The organism is Candidatus Terasakiella magnetica (assembly GCF_900093605.1).
In the GTDB taxonomy this organism is placed as follows: domain Bacteria; phylum Pseudomonadota; class Alphaproteobacteria; order Rhodospirillales; family Terasakiellaceae; genus Terasakiella; species Terasakiella magnetica.
In genome coordinates this window covers 80,454-103,324 of the sequence record NZ_FLYE01000002.1, presented here as the reverse complement: position 1 = coordinate 103,324, position 22,871 = coordinate 80,454, and the positions used below count along the sequence as shown (strand labels likewise).

Here is a 22,871-nt window from a genome sequence, read left to right as displayed (position 1 = left end):
CTGTCTACCCCTCCTCATCTAAATCAATGGGGTCTGGCGCATCCATCTGCCTGCGAATAACCATCAGGGCGGCAAGCACAATAAGGCCGAACCATGCACCAAATAAATAAACCAGCAAAACAGGGATCCCAAACCACATGGTTTCCCCACCCCGATCAAAAATAGAAATGATCGACGGGCTAAACAAAAGAACGCCGAACAAACATAGTCCGACTAGCCTTTCCCTTGTGATACCCGGTCTTTGCATCGTCTATCCCTTTGGTTGCCAATCAGGAAGGGCCATTTCAAACCCTTCAAATTGAAAAGCTGGTGAAACAGTACAACCCACCAATGTCCATTCCCCACAGGAGTTTGCGGCTTGCCATGCATCTTTTGGTACGACCCCTTGAGGCTGTTCCCCTTTAAAGATATCGTTACCCAAGGTTAAAGTGTCGACCTTTTTTTCATCAAGACTGATATGAAGCTCTAATGGTGCGCCCCCATACCAGTGCCAAATCTCTATCCCATCGACCCTATGCCAATGGGATTTCTCCCCGGCTTTCAACAGATAATAAATCGCTGTGCAGCTTCCCCGCGCGCCCTCATCATCGCGAAACGTCTCGCGATAATAGCCCCCTTCAGGATGTGGCATCAGCTCAAGCTTTTTTATTATCTCATCAGCCGTCATTCTTTAGGGGCCGTTTCAATCATGGAGGCACGAGCGCTGAACTTCTCATACCATGCAGATAGGTTTGGACGACCTTCAAAAATCTGATCATCTGGAAAACGGAAATTCACCCAGCTTAAACAACAGCCCACCGTAATTTGCCCAATGGTCAACGGGCCACCAGCTAAAACCTCAGCTTCTTTTTCCAGCGCATCAAGGCCGCGTTTCATCACATTGCTTTGGCGATCAATCCAGCCTTGGGATTTTTCACCCTCTTCACGACGTCCCTCCAATAAGCGCAACACACCCGCATCGGTAATGCCATCACCAAGTGCCTGAAAATGCAACGCCTTCCAACGCGCTTTACCCGGCGCTGGAAACAGCACCACACCGGGGATCAGCTCATCAAGATATTCACAAATAACGGGCGAGTCATAAAGCACATGCCCGTCATTTAAGGTCAGGGCCGGAATTTTACCCAAAGGATTGACAAGGCCGATATCGGTTTCGGGCGACCATACGAAAGTTTCTTCCAGCTCAATGCGGTCAATAACACCTAATTCAATGGCAGAGACCATCACTTTGCGCACAAATGGAGAGGTGCCTGAATAGCTTAATTTCATGATATTTCCTTCCCTTTAAAAATTATCTTTGCGATGACGAACTTCGGCAAAAACAGCCACCGTATCCTCACCCACCATATTCAATGTTTTTTGCACGCCTGTTTCTTCTGGGCGCAAAAACGGATTAGTCGCTTTTTCAAGCCCTATTGTTGAGGGCACCGTCGGTTTGCCTTGGGCGCGCAACTCTTTAATCTCAGCCATGCGTGAAACCAGCGCCTGATTATCAGGCTCAATGGTTAAGGCAAATTCTGCGTTGGCTTGGGTATATTCATGGGCGCAATAAACCCGTGTTTCATTGGGCAGAGCTTTGAATTTTGAAAGGCTATCCCACATTTGCGAGGGCGTGCCTTCAAACAAACGCCCACAGCCCAGCGCAAAGAGTGTATCCCCACAAAAAAGCGCCTGATCTTCTTCAAACCAAAAAGCGATATGCCCGCTTGTATGGCCCGGCACCTCAAACACTTTGCAAGTCGAGCTGCCAAAATTAAAGCGATCGCCCTCACTCACCTGAACATCAATCCCGCTAATGCGTGCTGCATCATTAGCACAGCCGATAATCTCGCACTCATAAGCCTGCTTTAGGGGGAGGTTACCACCAATATGGTCATTATGATGGTGGGTATTGAAAATATGGGTCAAGCGCCAACCAAGCTCATCAAGGCGGCGCTTAACTGGCGCGCTTTCAGCCGGGTCCACACAGGCACAAGCCTTGGTGTCGGGATCATAAATCAAATAGACATAATTATCAGACAGGACAGGAACCTGTTCAATTTGAAGTGCAGCCATTTTTCATCCCTTATATTAATCATCTTTTAAAAACTATATCATGTCTTTGAAACGAAACAACAATGACAGTCTGATTTTTTAAGGGTACACTTTTAAGCTATGTGGATGGATGTTGTTGATTTAAGAGATTTTTACCAATCTCCCCTTGGGGGTGTGGCACGCCGAATGATCCGGCGGCGCATCCGCGAGCTTTGGCCTGATTGCAAGGGGATGAAAATCCTCGGCCTTGGGTATACCACGCCTTATCTTGGCCTGTTTAAAAGCGATGCGGAACGCACACTCGCCTTTATGCCCTCCAGCCAAGGCGTGCTGCATTGGCCCAGTGAAAGCCGCTCTCTCACCACTTTGGTGGATGAGGCGGAACTCCCCCTTGAAGATTTAAGCGTTGATCGCGTGCTCATCGTTCATGCGGTTGAATGTTCAGAACAATTGCGTAATTTATTGCGTGAAGTCTGGCGGGTCTTAAGCGGTAGCGGCAAAGTCATGATTGTTGTGCCCAATCGCAGTGGTGTCTGGGCACGAATGGAGCGCACCCCCTTTGGCATGGGTCGCCCCTATTCTCCACGCCAGCTTAATACCTTATTGCGCGATACCATGTTCACCCCTTTACATGGTGAACGCGCCCTTTATGTACCGCCATCACGCTCGCGCATGATGTTAGGGTCCGCCCTTGCATGGGAAAAAGTCGGTCATCGTCTCTTTCCCGGTTTTGCCGGGGTTTGCCTTGTGGAAGCCACCAAACAGATTTATGCGGGAAATCCAGGCGCACCTGCCAAGGTGAAACGCCGTCGCATGGTGGCCCTGCCCAGCCGGGAAAGCTGGCATGTGCATAATCGAAAAAATAAATCCTCGCTTTAAAAATACTTTTCTAATATACTCTCAGGGTTGAAATAAAAAGACTATAAAGCCATGAGAATTACAGTACTTGCCCTATGCGCATGCGTTTTTGCCTATGCCGTTCATCCTGCATATGGTGAAACCCTCTATATCTCCTCGCCAGCCATCCCGCCTGTTTCAGGAACGGGGGAGCACCCCGGTTACTTGAAAAAAATTATTCAAGAAGCCGGCAAGCGGGTTGGCATTAAGGTCCGTTTCAATTCCCATCCTGCCAAACGCAGTCTGATTTCTTCAAATAATGGAGAAAGTGACGGAGAGTTACACCGCATTGAAGGGCTGGAGAAATATTACCCAAATCTCATTCGGGTTCCCGAAACTGTTCTGATAGACCAGTTTGTCGGCTTTAGCTCCCAACCAGACCTTAAAATAAAAGACTGGTCTGATACAGGAAAGTTGCAAGTCTCTTACCCCAGAGGCTGGACGATTTATTCAAAAGCTTTTGGCGAAGACCGTATGCATCAACCCGGCCTAAGTGGATTATCCCTATTTAAAATGGCGGCGCGCAATCGCATTGATGTCGCCATGCATACTTTGGATAAGGGCACCTATATCGCCCATAAAGAAGGCTTAAGACTTTATCCCGTCAAGCCTGCTTTTGCCGTTAAGCCCATGTATATGTATCTCCATTCCTCCAAAGCTCACCTGATTGAAAAGCTTGCAAAAGGCATTTCAGATGTAAAGGAGGATGGGACCTATTCAAAAATCAAGCGTGATGTGTTGTTTAAACACGGGCTAACCGACAAAGCCTATTTCCAAAGCCCGCTTGACAGGCCTGCGTCTTAATCTTTTCGAAGAAGGAAAACAGCCTGCTCGCCCAACAGGTTGGCAAAGAACAGGTTTGTGCGGATACGATGGGCTTTACCGTCTGCATCCAAGGCGATAGAACGCTCAATAGTGACACCCATTTCATCACACATCATGATGAAATCCTTAATGGTGCAAAAATGCATATTGGGTGAGTTATACCATTGATAAGGCAAGGTATCATTGACCGGCATGCTGCCATTAAAAAACAGATAACTACGCACCCGCCAATGACCAAAATTAGGGAAAGACACAATCGCGCGTTTACCAAGGCGCAACAGGTCTTTCACGATCTGGTCAGGGTGATGGGTGGCTTGCAAGGTCTGGCTTAAGATCACAAAATCAAAGGCATTATCGGGATAATAGCCTAAGTCTTCTTCCGCATCACCTTGTACAACAGATAAGCCTTTGCTCACACAAAGGTTCACCCCTTGTGGGCTGATTTCAAGGCCGCGGCCCTGCACCTGTTTTTCATTAACCAGATAATCTAAAAGCTGCCCGTCTGCACAACCCACATCAAGCACACGGGTTTGTGGCTCAATCAAATCGGCAATGACCTGTAAATCAACACGAATGGACTTGATGCTATTCATTGATCAATCCCCGCCTTAAGGCCGCACCGTTTAAAAAACCATAAAGTACAGATTCAAACTCAGGTTCTTTTAATAAAAACGCATCATGACCTTTATCAGAGACCACATCCACATAGGATACATTCGCCGCTGCCCCGGTTAGGCCGCGCACAATCACTCGGCTTTCTTCAGGTAGATAATGCCAATCCGATGAAAAAGACACCACGCAAAAACGGATTTCAGTTTCTTTAAAGACTTCCGCAAGCTTGCCTTTGCCATGGGTTGTAGCCAGATCAAAATAATCCATGGCGCGTGTGACATACAGATACGAATTGGCATCAAAACGCTCAACAAAGCTGATGCCTTGATGGCGCAAGTAACTTTCGATTTGAAAATCAGCTTCAAAACCAAAAGTGACTTTCTCACGATCTTGCAGGCGACGCCCGAACTTTTGCGTCAAAGCCCCTTCAGACATATAAGTGATATGGGCTGCCATACGTGCTACTGACAGGCCCGCGCGTGGTTTTTTATTTTCCGCCAGATAGCGCCCTGCACACCAATCCGGGTCTGCCATAATGGCTTGGCGACCGACCTCGTAAAAAGCGATATTTTGCGCACTATGGGTTGCTGCTGTGGCAATGGGGAGGCAAGAGAAAACGCGCTCAGGATAGGCTGCGGCCCATTCCAAGGCCTGCATTCCGCCCATGGAGCCACCGATCACACTAAAGAGCGTTTCAATCTCGAGATAGTCTAATAATAAAGCTTGGGCGCGCACCATATCGCCAATGGTGATGACCGGAAAATCAACACCCCAAGGCTGGTTGGTTTCAGGATTAATCGCTGCTGGGCCAATGGTCCCCATACAGCCGCCCAAAACGTTTGAGCAGATAACAAAATATTTATCCGTATCAATCGGCTTACCCGGTCCAACCATGGTTGTCCACCAACCGGGCTTACCTGTGACCGGATTTACATCGGCAACAAACTGATCTCCGGTTAGGGCATGGGTGACCAAAACCGCGTTGGTTTTATCTTTATTAAGCGTGCCATAGGTCTGATAGGCCAATGGAAAAGAGCTGAGTTCCACCCCGCAATCCAGACGCAAAGGAACATCAACACCCAAAATTGCTTTTAGTGTTGGGAAATCATCCGCATACGGATTGATGCTTATGGATGTCTCGTTACTCATGAGTGCTTTATGACATAAATATCCTTTACGAACCGTTAGCTAGGCTGGAAAAGATGCAGGGTCAACCTATTTCATACATTTAATATATAAAAATTGCGCAAACAAAGCGCCCTTTTCTCAATGTTTCCTTTGCCTTTCGCCCCCTTTCGGATTATTCCTATGAGAAATCATAACCACTTAAATGAGCGATAAAACTCATGTCTGAATTAAAACTTGCTGATTTGCGCAAAGAAATCGACCGAATTGACGACACCATCCACGACCTGTTGATGGAACGTGCCCAAGTTGTTGATAATGTGCGCGCTGCCAAAGGGGCAGAAGGTATCAAACTACGCCCGGGCCGTGAAGCCGAGGTTTTGCGCCGCTTAATCGCCCGCCACCATGGCACTTTCCCCAAAGGGGCCTTGGTGCGTATTTGGCGCGAAGTCATGTCGGCTTACCTGAAATTACAGGGCCATTTGGCTATGGCTGTATACATGCCACAGCCCGGTGCAGCTTATTGGGATTTGGCGCGTGATCAATATGGCTCACAAACCCCCATGACCTCTCACGCTTCTGTTCGCGGTGTGATCGGTGCGGTTCAAAGTGGCGACGCAGCCATTGGTGTTTTACCTGTTCCAACCATGGTCGATACGGACCCATGGTGGCGCCATATTTATTCGCGTGGTGAAAACACACCGCAAATTCTCTCGCGCCTGCCTGTTGCTTCAACAGAAAAAGTCCGTGGCACATTTGAAGAAGCCCTCATCATTGGCCTGCCCTCTGATGATCATACGGAAAATGAGCGTTACTACACCGCCCTTGAATTTAATCAAGAAGTCAGCCCGCGCACCGTTCTTGCCAATTTTGCGGCTGTAGGTCTTGATGTTGATATCCAAGGCACCTGGTATGATGAGAGCATGCGGGATCAATGCCTTTTCTTAATTGAGGCCGATATGGTGCTGACACAGGATATGGCTGAAATGCAAACATTCATTGAAAAATCAGAAGCAACTGTGACAGGCATGCAAAAGCTCGGGGCTTACGCCGTGCCGTTCACTTCTGATGAATTAAAATAAAACAGATAGTAGTTGGGAAGTTGAAAATGGGTTTGTTAACACCGCGTCCGGGCATCATGGACATCACACCCTATAAAGGTGGTGAATCAGCAATTAAGGGCGTTTCACGCATCATAAAGCTGGCATCAAACGAAGGCCCGTTTGGCCCTGCACCAAGTGCGGTTGAAGCCATGAAGAAAACGTCAGAAACCCAACACCGCTATCCTGATGGTGGGGCAACAGCCTTGCGCAACAAACTGGCTGCAAAATATAACATTGATGCAGAACGTATCGTCTGTGGGGCAGGTTCTGATGAACTACTCGGCCTCTTATGCCGTGCCTATGCGGGACCGGGCGATGAAGTGCTTTATTCCGACCATGGTTTCTTGATGTATCCAATCGCAGCCAAGGCCGCGGGCGCAACCCCTGTCACCGCCATGGAAACGGACCTGACAACAGATGTCACAGCCCTTCTTAGTGCCGTAACAGAAAAAACAAGAATCGTTTTTGTTGCCAACCCGAATAACCCGACAGGCACCTATATTCCAAAATCGGAAATGAACCGCCTGCGCCAAGGTCTGCGCGATAATATCTTGCTGGTGATTGACGCAGCCTATGCTGAATTTATGACTGAAGATGATTATGATGCGGGTATTGAGCTGGTAGAGCGCACCCAAAACACCGTCATGACACGCACATTTTCAAAAATGTATGGTCTGGGCGGGGTACGTCTGGGGTGGTCTTATGCCTCAGAAGAAATCACCGATGTGCTCAACCGTGCGCGCAACCCATTTAACGTCACTTCTCTTGCCTTGGCGGCAGGTGAGGCGGCCCTTGATGATGAATTATTTGTTGCCAAAACACGCAAGCACAACACAAAATGGCTGCGTTGGGTTGAAGACGAGGTGCGCAAGCTTGGCCTTGAATGTACCACAAGCTATGCTAATTTTGCGCTGATCCGCTTTCCCCATCAAGAAGGTCATTCCTCACGCCAAGCTGATGCATTTTTGCGCACACAAGGTATTATCGTGCGCCAAATGGCAGCTTATGGGCTGGGGGATTGTTTGCGTGTTTCTATCGGTGCAGAAGATGAAATGAGCGCATTTATGGACGCTTTGAAAGAATTTATGAGTAAGTAACATGTCAAAAGACGGCATCCTTTTTGATCGCATCGCCTTTATCGGCATTGGCCTGATCGGCTCTTCTCTGGCACTCAGTGCAAGAAAGACCAATTCCGCAAGCCATATTACCGTGTGTGATATCAATAAAGCCCATCGCGATAAAGCTTTGGAGCTAGGCATTTGTGATACAGCCACGGGTGATTTTATTGAAGCGGTCAAGGATGCCGACCTTGTTGTCATCTGCACTCCCCCCGGTGTGTGTGGGGATGCTGCGGCTGCCTTTGCACCGGGCTTAAAAGAAGGTGCCATTGTTTCTGATGTGGGATCGGTTAAACAGGCCATCATCCATGATGTGTCCCAACATTTACCAGATGGCATCCATTTTGTCCCTGCCCACCCCATTGCAGGGACTGAACATTCCGGCCCTGAAGCTGGTTTTGCCGAATTGTTTGATAAACGCTGGTTGATCTTGACCCCACCTGCGGGCACAGATGAAGAAGCGGTTAAAAAAGTCTCCACCTTGTGGGAACGTGCAGGTTCCACCATCGAGGTGATGGACGCCCAGCACCATGATATGGTGTTGGCCATTACCTCTCACCTGCCCCACCTGATTGCTTTTACAATCGTGGGCACAGCGGATGATCTTGGTGATCATTTAAAACAGGAAGTTATTAAATTTTCCGCTTCTGGTTTTCGTGACTTCACCCGTATTGCCGCCTCTGATCCCGTCATGTGGCGTGATGTTTTCTTGAACAACAAAGAAGCCGTTTTAGAAATCCTTCAGCGTTTTAGTGAAGACCTGACCTTCTTGCAACGCGCTATTCGCTGGGGCGAAGGGGACAAGCTAGAAGAGCTCTTCACCCGTACACGTGAAATCAGACGCGACATTATTGAAGCGAATCAGGCTTAAGTCCTATTTACAAACCTAAAATGCCATAATACTGAAAACAAGAAACTATAGCCAATCTTTCTACCTATAGTTATTGTGCACCGCCGACATAACCATTGATTGGCTAGATGCGACGCAGCATATTTATAGTTTTTTACATTTAAAACGCATAAATCTTCTTTGCTGCTATCCCCGCCCACTTAAAATATCGTAGACTAATTCTTATTTTATAATGAGTTAGCTATCTACATTTGGATACTATCCTAAAGATAAAAGTGCATTACATTTCTTTAAAAATGCACAAAACCGGGTTCCTTTTTCTGCACCATTAAGGCACCTGATAACAGCGGAGAATTTTGAATGCACAAATTAATAAGTGTACATAGATTTTTTAGTTTCATACTCGTCTTAGGGATGAGCATGGCACTTAGTCATACGAGCTTTGCTGAAAAAATTACGCCGAGTAAAGTTTATCAGGTTACCGAAGATATCTTGTTGCAGCTTAAACGCATGCATGATGCAAACCTGACCATACCAAACCTCTCAAAAGTCCATCTGGATTTACCACCGCGCCTGCCGCGCCATGTGATCCAGCAGGCCTTAAATGTCCGGTCAAAAATTCAGATGCTCAAGCGCGTTAACGGTATGAAACCCGTTGAGCTTAAAGCACCTCCTGTAAAAGAAGTAACACCTGGCGATGTTATGGATGTCGCAAAAGTAATTTTAGAAGAGCTTGTGAATTTTGATAAAGCTTATGGACTGTCGCCTTTTAAGAAAAGCGCCAAACTGGTTGAGGGTAAATCACCAACCGATGTTTATGCCAACCTACTGCGTGCCCAAGCTATGATCGTTCAGCTCGGCATTCCGGGTACAGTCCCTAACCAAGTCTATAACAATGCGCTATCTGTCTCACAAGAAATCAAATTCATCAGTGCGGCTGTGAATAAAACTGTTCTTGTTGATGCACCTTCACCTTCCATTGGCAAGAAACCAGCTGATGCCTATACACTGGCTTTTTATGCCCTTAAAGGCATTCAGACCCTTTCTAAAAAGAAAGAGTATTCTATTCCAAAGGGTGTGATCATGCCTAAGCGTATTAAAAAAGGCATTAAACCCGGTGATGTACAGCAACTGCTTCTTTTTTGCCTCGCTGAGCTTTCTTCCATGAAGGTTGCTGTTGGCTCAAAAGAGGAGTTGATCCTACCCAAACCGGCGGCAGGCCAAACACCTTCAACCGTGTTTGACCAATTAGGCCTTGTTAACCGTCAAATTCAATCCATGCAGTGGTAAGGGAGGCCAGAGATGAATACAGAAACACAAGAAAACACTCAGGCTAAAAAACGTGGGCTTGGCTTTAAAATCACCATGCTCGGAATTTTACCCGTCCTGCTCATGGCAGGCTTAAACCTTGGTGTTGGCTATAAAAACGGTGTGCTTTTTCATGACACACTAACGACACTTGAAGAAAAAGCCACAACGGCAGATGACCTGCAATATGCAAGTTCAGGCGTGCGCAAAAGCTTGATCAATGTGCGCGATGATTTTGCAAGCTTAACGAATTTTCATCAAAAAAGCATTCTCCAGCGCCAACAATTAGCTGTGCATAAAACCCGTGAGTTACGCACAGGCATGGAAAAAGTTTTCATCAAGCTCCAGCAAGATGTTGCCGAGCTCGGTAAGGTCCTGAACAGCCAAGCCATGATTGATACAAAAGGCAAGCTAACTGAAAAAGAAGCCAAACGCCTGCGCTATCTGGTGCGTACAGCCAACAACCTGCCCCGCCTGTTTGAACTTTATAGCGAGTCAAATGAACGTAGCTTGAAGTTCCTTGGTAATCGCCGTTCTGATAGTGCTGCAAATAACTTCATTTATGAAGAAGCTTCACGCCAAGCTGTTTTGCAAAAAACGCTTGACCATAGCGCTGATATTCTTGATGAGCTTCTTTTTGAAATTCAACGCGAAGCAACCCAAGCCCGCAACGAGTTTGAAGAGTCTGTGCTTGACCAACTTGATTCCACAAAAACCCTCACCATCGTCATCGTTGGTGCTGTCTGTGTGGTCCTGATTTTCGTCACAATGGGTTTCGCCTCACGCAAAATCTCGGCTCCCCTAACCAATATGGTTGATGCTATGGGACGTTTGAGTAAAGGTGAGCTGGATGTTGAAATCCCGGATAACCAGCAAGACGAAATTGGTGATATGGCCAATGCACTTGATGTGTTTAAGCAAAATCTTATTGATAACAAACGCATGAGTGAGGAGCGCGAACATGAACGTGAACGTGCTGCTGCTGAACAAAAAGCTCAACGCAATGAGTTGGCTGATGACTTTGAAAGTAAGGTTGGCGAAGTTGTAAACTCTGTTGCAAGCTCTTCATCTCAGCTACAATCAACAGCCAAAGACATGAGTGAGATTGCTGCGCGCAACCAAGAACGTGCAGGTAATGCAACACAAGCCGCAACCAATGCGACCACAAACGTGCATACGGTGGCCTCTGCTGCAGAAGAGCTCAGCAATTCCATTAACGAGATTGCCCGTCAGGTTGCTGAATCTGCCACCATGGCAGCCCAAGCAGCCACACAGGCTGAAACCACAAATGGCACCATGCGTGAGTTGGCTGATGCCGCAGCTAAAATCGGTGAGGTTATTAACCTGATTACCGACATTGCCGAACAAACCAACCTTCTTGCACTGAACGCCACTATTGAGGCCGCACGTGCAGGCGAGGCTGGTAAGGGCTTTGCGGTTGTGGCAAGTGAGGTGAAAAACCTTGCTAACCAAACGGCAAAAGCAACCGATGAGATCGCCCAACAGATCACGGCTATTCAAGGCACCACAGAAAATGCGGTTGGTGCCATTGATGAAGTTTCAACCATGATCGATCATATGAACGAGGTCTCTTCTGCCATTGCCGCAGCCGTTGAAGAACAAGGTGCGGCCACGCAGGAAATCGCCTCTAACGTTGAGCAAGCAGCCCATAGTACACAGGATGCTTCCAACGATATGGAGGAGGTTTCACAAAGTGCAGCGCGCAACGGAACGGCAGCCTCTGATGTCTTAAGTGCGGCTGAAGCCCTTTCCTCACAATCTGTGGCCTTGCGCCACGAAGTTGATGACTTCTTAAATCAGGTTCGTGCCGGATAAGGAAGTTAAAGACACTCAATAAAAACGGGAGAGACCTTTATTGGTCTCTCCCGTTTTTATTGGTGGGCCTTTTAATGTTTCCTTGAGACAAGAAAATTAACGTGAAACATTGATCATCAATATAGAACACCTACATAAGAGAAAGGTAAAGGTAGGACTAAAATGAAACGCTATTTCATTCTTATTTTTTGTTTCAGCCTTATTTGTGGCCTCAAAAGCGCAAACGCGCTTGAGCTCAGGGTTTCTTCAATCTCATATCCGCCACTGGTGGAAGATGAGCAAAAAGGCATTGTGGTTGCCCTGACCAATGCTGCCTTGGCTGAAACATCTTATGAAGCGACTTTCAGGCTGTACCCATGGGCGCGCGCGTTAAATTTTGCCGTTAAGGGCAGAAGCGATGCCATCACGCCCGTTTTTAAAAGTGAAGAGCGTGAAAAAAACCTGCTCTTTCATCAAACGCCACTTTTCTCACTGGATATGATGCTGTTTAGACCGCACTTTAAAGGCGATGAGTTTGAAGGAACGGTGGCTTCCATTTCCAACAGCCGCGTCGCTTTCATTGTGGGTACACAATTAAATGCAGACTTTGATGCGGCAAAAACCGATGGTCGCTTAATCCCTATTTTTGTGAATAGCCTTGATCAACAAATGAAGCTTTTAAAGGCTGAGCGTGTGGATTATGTGGTTGCTGAACAGTATGCAGGTAAGAAAAAGCTCCATGAGCTGGGCTTGTCCAAAGACATAAAAACAAGCCGCATTCCCATTACCTCTAACCCTATCTATATCGCGCTGAGCAAAAAGAGTTCAACCTCCCTCACCCCACATCAAATAGACAAAGCCATTGCCAAAATTCAAAAGAACGGACGCTATCAAAAGATATTAGAGAGCTATCTCAGCGCACCCTAAGCACACCCTTTACTTTATTGCGATAAATCCGCTCACCTAATAAAACACTCAAGATCACGCCATAGAGAAGCGGTTCGCGCAAGTCTGCTTTAACCAGTAAAAAGAAATGCACGACCCCCATGATGGCAATGGGATAAACAAGCTTATGGAGCTTCTTCCATCTCCCTGCACCAATTTTGCGCACCATTGCTTTGGGTGAGGTGATCGCCAGTGGAATAAGCAGGAACAAGGCGCCCATACCAATGGTGATATAGGGGCGTTTCACAATATCTTTCCAGATGGTTGCCCAATCAAAGAAATGATCAACGCCAATATAAGTAACCAGATGCATAAAGGCATAAAAGAAAGCAAACAGGCCAATCATGCGGCGATAACGCATCACCCCATTCCAACCTGTAATGCGCCTTAACGGACTAATCGCGAGCCCGAGTAATAAAAACCGCAAAGTCCAATCCCCAAGGTCGCGCAAGATATACTCAATAGGGTTTGCGCCAAGCTGGCTTGTAAAAACGCCATAGACCAGCCATAGGATGGGTAAGAGACAGACCATAAAGACAAGCGGTTTCAGGGGCCATTTACGCACTGCACCCATTAAAAGGATTTCCTTAAATCCATGTCTTTATAGAGGCTGGCGACTTCTTCCCCGTAGCCATTAAACATAGCCGTTGGCTGGCGGAAGAACTCACCAATGCGGCGCTCTTTTGATTGGGTCCAGCGTGGATGGTCTACTTGCGGGTTCACATTGGCGTAAAAACCATATTCATTAGGTGCCTGTTTCATCCATGTTGAGGTGGGTTGTTCTTCAACAAAACGAATGCGCACGATGGATTTAATGGATTTAAAACCATATTTCCATGGCACGACCAAACGCACAGGTGCACCATTTTGCGTTGGTAACTCTTCCCCAAAAATACCTGTCGCCAGAAGTGTGAGAGGATGCATGGCTTCATCAAGACGCAGACCTTCAATATAGGGCCATGGAATGATGGGGTATTTTTGTGCCGGAAATTGTTTTTCGTCCACAAGGGTGGTGAATTCCACATATTTTGCTTTTGAGTTAGGCTCAAACTTTTTCAAGATACTGCCAAGTTCCACCCCAACCCACGGGATGACCATGGACCATGCTTCCACACAGCGCATGCGATAAATGCGTTCTTCCTGCTGGAATTTCATCAGCTCTTCAATATCAAGTGTGCCGGGTTTATCACAAAGCCCATCAACTTGAATAGCCCAAGGCCGTGCTTTAAATTCGGCTGAATTATCAATTGGGTCCGTTTTACCAGTGCCGAACTCGTAAAAATTATTATAGCCGGTCACTTCATCATATTTATTAATAGGCTCATCCGTACTAAAAGGGCTTTTGATGATCCCGTCAATTTTATTGGGCATGGCGGCTTGCGCGCGCATTGACCATGGCATAAGTGCCGCACCTGCAACGCCCACAGACATTTGTAAAAAACGCCTACGGTCCAGATACACAGATTTCGGAGTGATTTCGAAAGATTTCGGGTCGCTTGCAATTGTATTTTTTATCAACATGGTCAAAGACTCTACATAAAAGGTTACCTGTTATCTAATGTAATATGGTAAAGGATTTCATGCGCCCAACATTTAATAACATTTTCGTGAGCACAGATGTCTACTGAAGAACGCATCACAGAATTGGAAATACGACTGAGCCATCAAGAAACAACGATTGATGAGCTCAATGCGACCGTATTTGAACAATGGCAATCAATTGATAGTCTCACAAAAGAGTTATTATCGCTCAAAAATCGCATGAAAGCTTTAACGCCCAGCGAGATTGATGACGCGCCTTACCTTCCCCCACATTATTAAGGATATACATCGTGATTAAATACACTTTGCAATGTTCACAAGGTCATGTTTTTGAAGACTGGTTTGCCAGCTCTTCCAAATTTGATGAAATGTCTGAAAATGGCGAACATAGCTGCCCTGAATGTGGTTCAAGCGATGTGGCAAAAACCATTATGGCCCCTAATGTCGCCAATGCAGCTGCTACCCCACCCGCCCCAAGCTGTGGCGCTGCTGGTGGATGTAGTAATATGGGCTGTCCGGCAATGCAGAACTAGGATGCGCATCTGGCTCATCCTTGCTGGCCTTATGGGGGCACAAACGGTTATTGCAGGTGCGATTTCAGCCCATGCAGACCTTGATAGCGCTTCAATCATCCTCATTGATAAAGCCGTCCAGTATGAAATCTGGCATGCTTTGGCCTTGGTCGGCATCGCAATTTTAGCTAAAGAAAAATCCCGCATCATTACCATTGCGGGATGTTGTTTTACAGCAGGCGTGGCCTTATTCTGTGGCACGCTTTATATGAAGGGCTTTTGGGAAATGAGCCTTTTCCCCATGTCCGCCCCCATTGGCGGCACCAGCTTTATTTTAGGTTGGCTTTGCCTTGCCTTATATGGTTTTATGCGTGACCGCTAGACGCAACAGTCGGTGCCTTTGAAACAGGCTCGATCCCTGATAAATCCATATCAAAGACATTATGTTCATATCGAACAGTCATCGCAACACCGCCAAATTCTGTCGGGGTGATCATTTTGCGTGCTTTTCGGGGCAGCGGAATCCCCGCCTTTTTTGAATAAAGCACCATGACTGCAATGGTCGTTGCATGATCAAAGACTTTGCGCGAGACCTCATCATTGGCTGCGGTTGAGACTTTGGCTACAATATTAAACTCATCCCCGCCCATGACCTTGATGCCACTGACATTGGCCTCGCCTTCTTTGCGGGCCTGATAAAACATCAGAGCTTTGCGCAATTCAATTTCGCTGAACTCAATACGTCTAACTTCAACAGGCATTTTCACTCACCAATACTTAACCATGGGTTCAAGAATAGCCGAAAATTAAATAGTTTCATCCCTAAAATAGGTGAGATTACGTAGTTTTTTATAAAATTTTATGAAAATTATATTTTAATAAGCATTGTCAATACCTTAGCTTCAACCCGTAAAACTTTTTTTCCTTTTTTAGGCACCATAATGTTCTTCTGTTGGCAAAAAACAAGCAAGGCTGTGACCATATCGCGATCACGCATGGCTAAGGTTTTGCCATTTTGAAAAGTGAAAATCAGCCGCCCACCCGCTTCTTCTTTAACTTCACTCAAGGCAGCAGATGGCAAATCAACCCCGACCTTTTCTTTAAAAATATAAAGGGCCGCCTGAATTTCAGTTAAATTAAAAACGATTTTTCTAAGTTCATTTGCCATGATTTTCAAAACACCTTTTTAATGCGCTTCTTCCCAATTATTACCGACCCCAATATCCACGACTAGTGGTACGCTCAATTGGGCTGCGCCCTCCATCACTTCTTTAAGGACTTCCTTTGTTTTTTCAACTTCATCAGGAAGCACCTCTAAAACAAGTTCATCATGAACCTGTAATAAAACCAGTGAGGATAGCCCCGCCTTATTTAAAGCCTCAGGCAAGCCAACCATGGCGCGTTTAATGATATCAGCCGCCCCGCCTTGGATCGGTGCGTTAATAGCAGCACGCTCCCCATAAGCACGGCGCGCGCCATTTTTGTCATTAATGCCGGGGATGAAACATTTGCGCCCCATAAACGTGGTGACATAGCCCTTATCGCGGGCTTCATCCTTAGCCTCTTCCATAAAGGTGCGAATGCCCGGATATTGTTCAAAATAGGCTTCGATATAGTCCTTGGCTTCCCCATTGGAAATGCCCAGCTGTTTTGCCAAGCCATATTGGGATTGCCCATAAATGATCCCGAAGTTAATCGCCTTGGCATTGCGCCGAACCATGGGGTCCATGCCTTCAACAGGCACACCAAAGACTTGAGATGCGGTTAAGGCGTGAATATCAATGCCTTTGAGGAAAGCCTCTTTTAAGGAGTCAATTTCTGCCACATGGGCAAGCAGGCGCAACTCGATCTGTGAATAATCCGCCGCCATCAACACTTTACCCTCATCAGCCACAAAAGCCCGGCGGATACGACGGCCCTCTTGTGTGCGGATGGGAATATTTTGCAAGTTTGGATCAGATGAGCTTAAACGCCCTGTTGAGGTCACAGCTTGCTGGAAAGAGGTATGAACACGCCCTGTCTTGGCATTTACTTGTGAGATCAACGCATCGGCATATGTGCTTTTCAGCTTGGAAAGCTGGCGCCATTCCATAACCTTTACGGGCAGTTCATGCCCCGCATCAACGAGCTTTTCTAGAACGCCGACACCTGTTTGATAAGCCCCTGTTTTACCTTTTTTCCCACCGGGAAGTTCAAGGTCATCAAACATCACTTCACCCAACTGCTTGGGCGAGCCGATGTTAAATTCTTTCCCTGCCAGGGCATGAATTTCTTTTTCAAGTTCAGCCAAACGCAAGGCAAATTCATCACTAATGGCGCGCAATTCCTGCACGTCCACCTTAATGCCATTGCCTTCAATCAAAGCCAGTACTGAAATCAACGGGCGTTCCATAGTTTCATAAAGGGTGGTGTTTTTATTGCCAACCAACTGAGGCTTTAACAATTGATGCAGGCGCAAGGTGATATCAGCATCTTCTGCGGCATAATCGCGCGCTTTTTCCAGTTCCACCAAATCAAAGGTAATCTGTTTTTTACCCGTACCACAGACTTCTTTAAACGGGATGGGTTTATGACCGAAATGAAGCTCGGAAAGTTCATCCATACCATGACCATGTTGGGAACCTTCATTGATGTATGAAAGTACCATGGTGTCATCAATGGGCGTAACCTTCATGCCCCCATTCTCAGGATTTGCCAGCACGAGCATATCGTATTTAATATTCTGTCCGACTTTTAAGACGGTTTCATCTTCAAGCAGGCTTTTAATCAAGCTGGTTGCTTTATCAAAGCTGACCTGCACTGGCGCATCACTTGGCCCCTCATCATCACCAAAAAGAGAAGTTTGCGCCGCTTGGGCTGATTTATGGCGCAAGGGAATATAACAAGCCTTGCCCACTTCATAAGATAAAGACACCCCAACCAATGTGGCACTTAACGCATCAAGACTATCGGTTTCCGTATCAACCGCAACAGTGCCTTTGAGACGTGCGGCTTCAATCCAGCGTGCCAATGTGGCTTCATCTTGAACAAGCTCATATTTTGTTTCTTTTGGGCAAAGCTCTGCCATAGAAGGTAGTGCGACCTCACCATCTTTGCGCTCAGTCGCCCCCCCCTCATCTTGGGCGACATCGACACCAAATTTTGAAGCAACCCGCGTGATCAGAGATTTAAAGCCCTGCTCTTCAAAGAAATTGATCAGCTTTTCAGCATCAAACTGCTGATTGGCAAAATCAGAAAGCGGTACATCAATTGGCACATCCTGACACAGCGTCACCAATTCTTTTGAAACACGTGCCATTTCGGCCTGTTCGATTAAACGCTCCCGGCGTTTATTCTGTTTAATTTCAGAAGCGCGCTCCAGCAAAGTTTCCAGATCGCCATACTCATTGATCAACAATGCCGCTGTTTTGGGGCCAATACCTTCAACACCGGGCACATTATCTGAGCTATCACCTGCCAAAGCCTGCACATCAATGACACGTTCTGGGCCAACACCGAATTTTTCAACCACTTCATCATGTTTGATAATGCGGTTTTTCATGGTGTCATACATGCAGATATGGTCATCCACCAGCTGCATCAAATCTTTATCAATGGACACGATGGTGACATCTGAGCCCATTTTTGAAGCCTGCTTGGCATAGGTTGCAATCAGGTCATCGGCCTCATAGCCTGCCATTTCAACGCGTGCCACATTAAACGCTTCAACCGCTTCACGCACAAGGTCAAACTGGGGGATCAAATCATCAGGCGGCGGCGGGCGGTGCGCCTTATATTCAGGATAGACATCATTTCGAAAGGTCTTGCGCGCGGTATCAAACACAACAGCCACATGATCTGCATCCGTATCGCTCAACAGCTTCATCAGCATGGAGCAAAAACCATAAACAGCCCCAACGGGCGTGCCATCAGATCGGGTCATAGGGTTGCGCATATTGGCGAAATATGCACGGAAGATGAAGCTGGAACCGTCAATCAAATAAACATGTTCGGGCTTGGCTGTTTGTGTCGTTGTATCAGTCATAAAGAGACTATAGCGAAGCCGAACCAACGTTCAAGAAGGAAGATTATATTTTAGGGTCAGGACCTATTAATTTAATGTGTTTGGTTTATTAAAAATACCACAAGGCAAGGAAATGGCTTGCAGGAAGTACTTGTACTTTCAAAAGTCTTTGACGCTGCATTTGTGGCATTTTTAATAAATCCCGAAGGGACAGGATGAATTTGAAGAAAGCTGTCGTTATACCCCCCTTAAAGTACAAATACTTCTGCGGGGACTATACCTAATCCTTCTTCAAATTCATCTCTGCCAAACTCAATAAATTAATAGGTCCTGACCCTAGGTCTTAATCACAGAGTTTTGAATATTCACCGATATGTTCTTCAAGAACACGCATCTGGATTTTCTCAATCTCTTTGCTCTTTTCCATTTTGCGCAACACTTCATTCAATTTTGGCACTAACGCGGCATGGCTTTTATGAACCATATGAAATTCATCATATTCTTCAATGGGGCTCGTGCAGTAAATATTACGGGGCTTTACCTTACTGGCAGCTTCCAAACCATCAAGCTTGCCATAAATAAGATAATCAAAACGCTTCTTGCTGAGCATACGCATGCCGATTTCAAAGGAGGGCACCAAATCATGCTTCTTACCCACAAGCTTGCTCTCGATATATTTATAACCAAGATAGGTTGCAGCACGTTTCTTGTTAATATCATCCCAGTTTTTCACACTCAATACAGGTGATGGGGAAAAAACGGCGACCTGAAACTTCCACAGCGGCACATCAACCTTCAAGAGGTTTTCATTTTTTATCATGACCTTTTCAAGGCGCATGACCACACCGTCATTTAAGCCTGAATTACTTTCTTTAATAGCACGCGATCCGGGACGTTGTTTCACCATAATTGTATGACCCAAACGGCCATAAGCCTCTTTAAGAATCTCAGCACCCATTAAATCGATTAAAGAATTTTGTCGCGCGCTTAATTCAAAGACTCCGGCCTGTGCAGGCAAGCTTCCTATAAATATCAGGCATATAAAAAATAGTTTTTTCAACATTGTACTTATCTACTTTCCCCAAAGCGGCCCGGATCATAGATAAATTTTGATAAAATTAAAAGTAATCTCTAGTTGGGAAGAACAATACCATCAATCCATTAGGCTTATTTATAATATGATATATAACATAAATAGATCGCACTCTTAATATGATAGTTATCATACAGTCAAATAAATAAAAAAGGACCCTCGCCCTTGACGAGAATCCTTTTGCATCTAAATCACTTCTCAGAAAGATCGTTCTTAATGCCCGTGCAATTGAACGCCTTCTTTCAGTACATAATGTCTGGAGCAATATGGGCAAACAACCTCGTTAGAATGTTCCTGTTGAATGGTCAGGAATACACGTGGATGGCCCGCTGCACCGCCGTCGCCATCACAAGCAACAGATGCGGTTTCTACCTCGATGATTTCTTCAGGCTTCATAAATGCCCCCTAAAAACATTGTCATTAACTAAACTCAATGATACCGATTGCCATATAAGATTACAACCGGAGCAAATCTCGTGACAGCTTCTATAGCGCAAAATGAACCTAAAGACACCTCAAATTCAACGCCCAAAGCGGCAATTGAGGTCAAAAATCTCTCCAAGACCTATAAAAGTGCGTACGGGCAGCCGGAAAAACATGCGCTTAATGATGTAAGCCTGACCATCCCGCAAGGCTCCTTCTTTGCCCTGCTTGGGCCAAACGGCGCGGGTAAATCCACATTCATCAATATCCTTGCCGGGCTGGTGGTTAAAACCTCAGGTGAGGCCCGCATTTGGGATTATGATATTGAAGATCAAATGCGCGCTGCACGGCGTTCTATCGGCATTGTCCCCCAAGAGCTTAACCTTGATCCTTTTTTCACCCCACGTGAATTAATGGAGGTTCAAGCGGGCCTTTATGGCGTTCCGAAAAACCAACGCCGCACCGATGAGATCCTTGACGCCGTTGGTTTGGCAGATAAAGCCTCTTCCTATGCCCGCACCCTTTCAGGGGGGATGCGCAGACGTTTGCTGGTGGCAAAGGCCATGGTCCATTCCCCGCCTATTTTGGTTTTGGATGAACCCACAGCCGGTGTTGATATTGAACTTCGCATGCAGCTTTGGGATTATGTGCGCGAGCTTAACCGCCAAGGCACTACCGTGTTGCTGACCACCCACTATCTAGAAGAAGCCGAAGAGCTTTGTGATAAAGTCGCCATCATCAACCATGGTCGCCTTGTGGCTTGTGATGAGACACAGACCCTGCTTTCAAAAATGGATGCCAAAGAGCTGAGCGTCACCGTCAGTGAAACTTTAAGCGAGGTCCCTGATATTCTGCGTGGGCATGGCTATAAGGTTGCACTTCATCACAATAACCAGTTGAGCTTTCAATATAGCCCGTCAAAAGTGGAAATTGCTAAAATCCTTGATCTGGTTTCACAGGCAAAGCTCACAGTCTCAGACCTGACCACCAAAGAAAGCGATCTTGAAGACCTGTTCTTACAACTCACCCGTGAAGATAATGCAAAAATCGCTTAAAAGCCTGCTGGTTGTTTTCTTACTGGCTGCCTGCACCCCGCATATGGAAGGTGCCGGCGCGCCACATGCTGTTGCTGATATTACAAAAGATCATTTCCTCATGCACGATGAGGCAAAGCTGCCTTTGCGCATCTGGCCTGCAAAGGGTGAGAAAAAAGCCATTTTACTGGGTGTGCATGGTTTTAATGATTATGGCAATTTCCTAAATCCAGATGCGCCGGAACATTTTACCCAAAATGGGATTGAGCTGATTACCTATGACCAGCGCGGTTTTGGACAAGCCCCCCATCGTGGTATGTGGGCAGGGACCCAAACCCTAAAAAACGATCTTGCCAAGATCATTCACCTCATCCATGCCCGAAATGAAGACCTTCCCCTCTTCGTCCTTGGCGAAAGCATGGGCGGGGCCATTGTCATGAATACATTGGCGAGCGTGAAACCACTTCCCGTTGAAGGTATTATTTTATCGGCCCCTGCTGTATGGGGCATGCGCATCTGGCCTTGGTATCAAAAGGCAGGGCTTTATTTGATCAGCCATACCCTGCCTTGGCTTAAGCTCAGCGGTGGCGGCATCGTGCAACCAACGGATCATCTTGAAAACTGGAAAAACTGGTCACGTGACCCATTGGTGATTAGAGGCACCCGCGTTGATGCCATCTTTGGGGTCAGCCAAGCCATGGAAGCCGCCCTTGAAAGCGCCCCCCATATTCAAACCCCAACCTTGGTTCTTTATGGTGCAAAGGATGAGGTCATCCCCAAAAACGCCACCAAGGCCATGCTGGGACTTATGCAGCACACTCCAAAGCTGGCGTATTACCCTGAGGGCTGGCACTGGCTGCCTAGAGATATCAACGCCCCTATCGTGTGGAAAGATATTGTCAGTTGGATAAAGGCGCGCAACAAGGCCCTACCCTCACAGGCAGACATCAATGCTTTTGAGCGCCTCGCCCAGAGTGATTAAAGCTCAACCGCCTCAATTACCCATTCTTCCCCACAGGCGGACTCGGTCCATTCTTCCATGGAAGAAAGCGTCAAAATGGCATGCATATAATCAGCTGCCACCCCTTTAATGGGAATGCGATAGCTGTTAAAGCGGCTTACGACTGGTGCGAACATAGCATCGGCAATGGAAAACTGACCAAAAAGAAACGGGCCACTTTGCCCGAAGCGTTGGCGGCAACTTGTCCAAATCTCAATAATGCGGTTAATGTCTTCCTGACACAGGCTGCTGGGGCTAAACCCATCAATGGTACGCCGAATATTCATCGGCATGTCGTTGCGGATATTAAAAAAGCCCGAATGCATTTCATAAGAGACCGAGCGCGCAATCGCACGAGCCTCTGTTTCAACGGGCCAAAGTCCCGCATCAGGGTTTTCTTCATTGAGATATTCACAGATTGCCAGCGAATCCCAAATCTCTTGATCTTTAAACTTTAAAACCGGCACTTTGCCCGAAGGCGAATGTTTGAGCAGTTCCTCTTTAAAGTCCCCCTCAAACAGGGGCACAACGATTTCATCAAAATCCAGCCCCAAATGCTTCATCACCAACCAAGGGCGCAAGCTCCAAGAAGAATAATTGCGATTCCCCAGAATAATCTTCATATCAGACAT

General features: G+C 46.6%; 27 protein-coding genes. 13 read left to right on the top strand and 14 right to left on the bottom strand.

What is annotated here, in order from left to right:
• Positions 1-4 precede the first annotated feature (4 nt).
• The 4 genes from MTBPR1_RS18345 to gloB form a co-directional block, all read right to left on the bottom strand.
• The gene (locus MTBPR1_RS18345; protein WP_276204530.1) at positions 5-139 is read right to left on the bottom strand and encodes a hypothetical protein; all 135 of its coding nucleotides are present in this window, start codon (positions 137-139) and stop codon (positions 5-7) included.
• Positions 140-250: 111 nt separating this feature from the next.
• Positions 251-631, bottom strand: coding sequence for a cupin domain-containing protein (locus MTBPR1_RS03635; protein ID WP_240492854.1), 381 nt, complete (start codon positions 629-631; stop codon positions 251-253).
• Between the two features lie 32 nt (positions 632-663).
• Positions 664-1,269, bottom strand: a complete 606-nt coding sequence (locus tag MTBPR1_RS03630; protein WP_069186193.1) for a glutathione S-transferase C-terminal domain-containing protein — start codon at positions 1,267-1,269, stop codon at positions 664-666.
• A 15-nt stretch (positions 1,270-1,284) separates the two neighbouring features.
• Positions 1,285-2,055, bottom strand: a complete 771-nt coding sequence (gloB, locus tag MTBPR1_RS03625) for a hydroxyacylglutathione hydrolase (RefSeq protein WP_069186192.1) — start codon at positions 2,053-2,055, stop codon at positions 1,285-1,287.
• A gap of 99 nt (positions 2,056-2,154) precedes the next feature.
• Between gloB and MTBPR1_RS03620 the strand changes: the two genes are divergently transcribed.
• Both MTBPR1_RS03620 and MTBPR1_RS03615 read left to right on the top strand, forming a co-directional pair.
• Positions 2,155-2,913 (top strand): class I SAM-dependent methyltransferase, encoded by a 759-nt coding sequence (locus MTBPR1_RS03620; protein ID WP_069186191.1) that lies wholly within the window; start codon positions 2,155-2,157, stop codon positions 2,911-2,913.
• Between the two features lie 51 nt (positions 2,914-2,964).
• Positions 2,965-3,735 (top strand): type 2 periplasmic-binding domain-containing protein, encoded by a 771-nt coding sequence (locus MTBPR1_RS03615; protein ID WP_069186190.1) that lies wholly within the window; start codon positions 2,965-2,967, stop codon positions 3,733-3,735.
• Here the strand turns inward: MTBPR1_RS03615 and metW are convergent.
• Both metW and metX read right to left on the bottom strand, forming a co-directional pair.
• Complete coding sequence (gene metW / locus MTBPR1_RS03610; RefSeq protein WP_069186189.1) at positions 3,732-4,349, bottom strand: methionine biosynthesis protein MetW; 618 nt, start codon at positions 4,347-4,349, stop codon at positions 3,732-3,734. The genes MTBPR1_RS03615 and metW overlap by 4 nt on opposite strands.
• Complete coding sequence (gene metX, locus MTBPR1_RS03605) at positions 4,342-5,517, bottom strand: homoserine O-acetyltransferase MetX (protein ID WP_069186188.1); 1,176 nt, start codon at positions 5,515-5,517, stop codon at positions 4,342-4,344. The genes metW and metX overlap by 8 nt, the downstream gene beginning before the upstream one ends.
• 197 nt (positions 5,518-5,714) lie before the next feature.
• Here metX and MTBPR1_RS03600 point away from each other — a divergent pair, with 197 nt between their 5' ends.
• The 6 genes from MTBPR1_RS03600 to MTBPR1_RS03575 all read left to right on the top strand — a co-directional run bounded on the left by MTBPR1_RS03600 (position 5,715) and on the right by MTBPR1_RS03575 (position 12,614).
• Positions 5,715-6,575: a chorismate mutase gene (locus MTBPR1_RS03600; protein ID WP_069186187.1), complete on the top strand. Its 861-nt coding sequence runs from the start codon at positions 5,715-5,717 to the stop codon at positions 6,573-6,575.
• A gap of 26 nt (positions 6,576-6,601) precedes the next feature.
• Entirely contained in the window at positions 6,602-7,693 is a 1,092-nt protein-coding gene (hisC, locus tag MTBPR1_RS03595; RefSeq protein WP_069186186.1) for a histidinol-phosphate transaminase, read from the top strand.
• Between the two features lies 1 nt (position 7,694).
• The gene (locus MTBPR1_RS03590; protein WP_069186185.1) at positions 7,695-8,585 is read left to right on the top strand and encodes a prephenate/arogenate dehydrogenase family protein; all 891 of its coding nucleotides are present in this window, start codon (positions 7,695-7,697) and stop codon (positions 8,583-8,585) included.
• A 399-nt stretch (positions 8,586-8,984) separates the two neighbouring features.
• On the top strand, positions 8,985-9,854 hold the full coding sequence (locus MTBPR1_RS03585) for a hypothetical protein (protein ID WP_069186184.1): 870 nt from the start codon (positions 8,985-8,987) through the stop codon (positions 9,852-9,854).
• Positions 9,855-9,866: 12 nt separating this feature from the next.
• The gene (locus MTBPR1_RS03580; protein WP_069186183.1) at positions 9,867-11,708 is read left to right on the top strand and encodes a methyl-accepting chemotaxis protein; all 1,842 of its coding nucleotides are present in this window, start codon (positions 9,867-9,869) and stop codon (positions 11,706-11,708) included.
• Between the two features lie 162 nt (positions 11,709-11,870).
• Positions 11,871-12,614, top strand: a complete 744-nt coding sequence (locus MTBPR1_RS03575; RefSeq protein WP_069186182.1) for a substrate-binding periplasmic protein — start codon at positions 11,871-11,873, stop codon at positions 12,612-12,614.
• Here the strand turns inward: MTBPR1_RS03575 and MTBPR1_RS03570 are convergent.
• Together MTBPR1_RS03570 and msrP are read right to left on the bottom strand one after the other, a co-directional pair.
• Positions 12,601-13,206: a protein-methionine-sulfoxide reductase heme-binding subunit MsrQ gene (locus tag MTBPR1_RS03570; protein ID WP_069186181.1), complete on the bottom strand. Its 606-nt coding sequence runs from the start codon at positions 13,204-13,206 to the stop codon at positions 12,601-12,603. The genes MTBPR1_RS03575 and MTBPR1_RS03570 overlap by 14 nt on opposite strands.
• Positions 13,206-14,153 (bottom strand): protein-methionine-sulfoxide reductase catalytic subunit MsrP, encoded by a 948-nt coding sequence (gene msrP, locus MTBPR1_RS03565; RefSeq protein ID WP_069186180.1) that lies wholly within the window; start codon positions 14,151-14,153, stop codon positions 13,206-13,208. Before msrP ends, MTBPR1_RS03570 begins: the two co-directional genes overlap by 1 nt.
• A 96-nt stretch (positions 14,154-14,249) precedes the next feature.
• Here msrP and MTBPR1_RS03560 point away from each other — a divergent pair, with 96 nt between their 5' ends.
• Genes MTBPR1_RS03560 through MTBPR1_RS03550 form a run of 3 tightly spaced genes read left to right on the top strand, consistent with a single transcriptional unit; the run spans position 14,250 to position 15,068 of the window.
• On the top strand, positions 14,250-14,453 hold the full coding sequence (locus tag MTBPR1_RS03560; RefSeq protein WP_069186179.1) for a SlyX family protein: 204 nt from the start codon (positions 14,250-14,252) through the stop codon (positions 14,451-14,453).
• An 11-nt stretch (positions 14,454-14,464) separates the two neighbouring features.
• The gene (locus MTBPR1_RS03555) at positions 14,465-14,707 is read left to right on the top strand and encodes a DUF1178 family protein (protein ID WP_069186178.1); all 243 of its coding nucleotides are present in this window, start codon (positions 14,465-14,467) and stop codon (positions 14,705-14,707) included.
• Position 14,708: 1 nt separating this feature from the next.
• Positions 14,709-15,068: a DUF423 domain-containing protein gene (locus MTBPR1_RS03550; protein ID WP_069186177.1), complete on the top strand. Its 360-nt coding sequence runs from the start codon at positions 14,709-14,711 to the stop codon at positions 15,066-15,068.
• Here the strand turns inward: MTBPR1_RS03550 and MTBPR1_RS03545 are convergent.
• The 5 genes from MTBPR1_RS03545 to MTBPR1_RS03525 form a co-directional block, all read right to left on the bottom strand.
• Positions 15,052-15,447 (bottom strand): hypothetical protein, encoded by a 396-nt coding sequence (locus tag MTBPR1_RS03545; RefSeq protein WP_069186176.1) that lies wholly within the window; start codon positions 15,445-15,447, stop codon positions 15,052-15,054. The two genes, MTBPR1_RS03550 and MTBPR1_RS03545, sit on opposite strands and share 17 nt — an antisense overlap.
• Before the next feature lie 107 nt (positions 15,448-15,554).
• Positions 15,555-15,854 carry a hypothetical protein gene (locus tag MTBPR1_RS03540; protein ID WP_069186175.1) on the bottom strand — a complete coding sequence of 100 codons (300 nt, stop codon included), beginning with the start codon at positions 15,852-15,854 and terminating at the stop codon, positions 15,555-15,557.
• A gap of 18 nt (positions 15,855-15,872) precedes the next feature.
• A complete protein-coding gene (gene polA / locus MTBPR1_RS03535; RefSeq protein ID WP_069186174.1) occupies positions 15,873-18,710 on the bottom strand; it encodes a DNA polymerase I in 2,838 nt (945 codons plus the stop codon).
• A gap of 322 nt (positions 18,711-19,032) precedes the next feature.
• Positions 19,033-19,647: a substrate-binding periplasmic protein gene (locus tag MTBPR1_RS03530; RefSeq protein WP_069186173.1), complete on the bottom strand. Its 615-nt coding sequence runs from the start codon at positions 19,645-19,647 to the stop codon at positions 19,033-19,035.
• A 348-nt stretch (positions 19,648-19,995) separates the two neighbouring features.
• Complete coding sequence (locus MTBPR1_RS03525) at positions 19,996-20,178, bottom strand: zinc-finger domain-containing protein (protein ID WP_069186172.1); 183 nt, start codon at positions 20,176-20,178, stop codon at positions 19,996-19,998.
• 80 nt (positions 20,179-20,258) lie between these two features.
• Between MTBPR1_RS03525 and MTBPR1_RS03520 the strand changes: the two genes are divergently transcribed.
• Entirely contained in the window at positions 20,259-21,260 is a 1,002-nt protein-coding gene (locus MTBPR1_RS03520; RefSeq protein ID WP_240492853.1) for an ABC transporter ATP-binding protein, read from the top strand.
• Complete coding sequence (locus MTBPR1_RS03515; protein ID WP_069186171.1) at positions 21,244-22,221, top strand: alpha/beta fold hydrolase; 978 nt, start codon at positions 21,244-21,246, stop codon at positions 22,219-22,221. The genes MTBPR1_RS03520 and MTBPR1_RS03515 overlap by 17 nt, the downstream gene beginning before the upstream one ends.
• Here MTBPR1_RS03515 and MTBPR1_RS03510 read toward each other — a convergent pair.
• Positions 22,218-22,871 carry a glutathione S-transferase family protein gene (locus tag MTBPR1_RS03510; protein WP_069186170.1) on the bottom strand — a complete coding sequence of 218 codons (654 nt, stop codon included), beginning with the start codon at positions 22,869-22,871 and terminating at the stop codon, positions 22,218-22,220. The two genes, MTBPR1_RS03515 and MTBPR1_RS03510, sit on opposite strands and share 4 nt — an antisense overlap.

Coding starts and splice junctions, on each gene's coding strand:
- MTBPR1_RS18345 (WP_276204530.1), bottom strand. CDS start 139: ATGTGGTTTGGGATCCCTGTTTTGCTGGTTTATTTATTTGGTGCATGG.
- MTBPR1_RS03635 (WP_240492854.1), bottom strand. CDS start 631: ATGCCACATCCTGAAGGGGGCTATTATCGCGAGACGTTTCGCGATGAT.
- MTBPR1_RS03630 (WP_069186193.1), bottom strand. CDS start 1,269: ATGAAATTAAGCTATTCAGGCACCTCTCCATTTGTGCGCAAAGTGATG.
- gloB (WP_069186192.1), bottom strand. CDS start 2,055: ATGGCTGCACTTCAAATTGAACAGGTTCCTGTCCTGTCTGATAATTAT.
- MTBPR1_RS03620 (WP_069186191.1), top strand. CDS start 2,155: ATGTGGATGGATGTTGTTGATTTAAGAGATTTTTACCAATCTCCCCTT.
- MTBPR1_RS03615 (WP_069186190.1), top strand. CDS start 2,965: ATGAGAATTACAGTACTTGCCCTATGCGCATGCGTTTTTGCCTATGCC.
- metW (WP_069186189.1), bottom strand. CDS start 4,349: ATGAATAGCATCAAGTCCATTCGTGTTGATTTACAGGTCATTGCCGAT.
- metX (WP_069186188.1), bottom strand. CDS start 5,517: ATGAGTAACGAGACATCCATAAGCATCAATCCGTATGCGGATGATTTC.
- MTBPR1_RS03600 (WP_069186187.1), top strand. CDS start 5,715: ATGTCTGAATTAAAACTTGCTGATTTGCGCAAAGAAATCGACCGAATT.
- hisC (WP_069186186.1), top strand. CDS start 6,602: ATGGGTTTGTTAACACCGCGTCCGGGCATCATGGACATCACACCCTAT.
- MTBPR1_RS03590 (WP_069186185.1), top strand. CDS start 7,695: ATGTCAAAAGACGGCATCCTTTTTGATCGCATCGCCTTTATCGGCATT.
- MTBPR1_RS03585 (WP_069186184.1), top strand. CDS start 8,985: ATGGCACTTAGTCATACGAGCTTTGCTGAAAAAATTACGCCGAGTAAA.
- MTBPR1_RS03580 (WP_069186183.1), top strand. CDS start 9,867: ATGAATACAGAAACACAAGAAAACACTCAGGCTAAAAAACGTGGGCTT.
- MTBPR1_RS03575 (WP_069186182.1), top strand. CDS start 11,871: ATGAAACGCTATTTCATTCTTATTTTTTGTTTCAGCCTTATTTGTGGC.
- MTBPR1_RS03570 (WP_069186181.1), bottom strand. CDS start 13,206: ATGGGTGCAGTGCGTAAATGGCCCCTGAAACCGCTTGTCTTTATGGTC.
- msrP (WP_069186180.1), bottom strand. CDS start 14,153: ATGTTGATAAAAAATACAATTGCAAGCGACCCGAAATCTTTCGAAATC.
- MTBPR1_RS03560 (WP_069186179.1), top strand. CDS start 14,250: ATGTCTACTGAAGAACGCATCACAGAATTGGAAATACGACTGAGCCAT.
- MTBPR1_RS03550 (WP_069186177.1), top strand. CDS start 14,709: ATGCGCATCTGGCTCATCCTTGCTGGCCTTATGGGGGCACAAACGGTT.
- MTBPR1_RS03545 (WP_069186176.1), bottom strand. CDS start 15,447: ATGCCTGTTGAAGTTAGACGTATTGAGTTCAGCGAAATTGAATTGCGC.
- MTBPR1_RS03540 (WP_069186175.1), bottom strand. CDS start 15,854: ATGGCAAATGAACTTAGAAAAATCGTTTTTAATTTAACTGAAATTCAG.
- polA (WP_069186174.1), bottom strand. CDS start 18,710: ATGACTGATACAACGACACAAACAGCCAAGCCCGAACATGTTTATTTG.
- MTBPR1_RS03530 (WP_069186173.1), bottom strand. CDS start 19,647: ATGGGTGCTGAGATTCTTAAAGAGGCTTATGGCCGTTTGGGTCATACA.
- MTBPR1_RS03525 (WP_069186172.1), bottom strand. CDS start 20,178: ATGAAGCCTGAAGAAATCATCGAGGTAGAAACCGCATCTGTTGCTTGT.
- MTBPR1_RS03515 (WP_069186171.1), top strand. CDS start 21,244: ATGCAAAAATCGCTTAAAAGCCTGCTGGTTGTTTTCTTACTGGCTGCC.
- MTBPR1_RS03510 (WP_069186170.1), bottom strand. CDS start 22,871: ATGTCTGATATGAAGATTATTCTGGGGAATCGCAATTATTCTTCTTGG.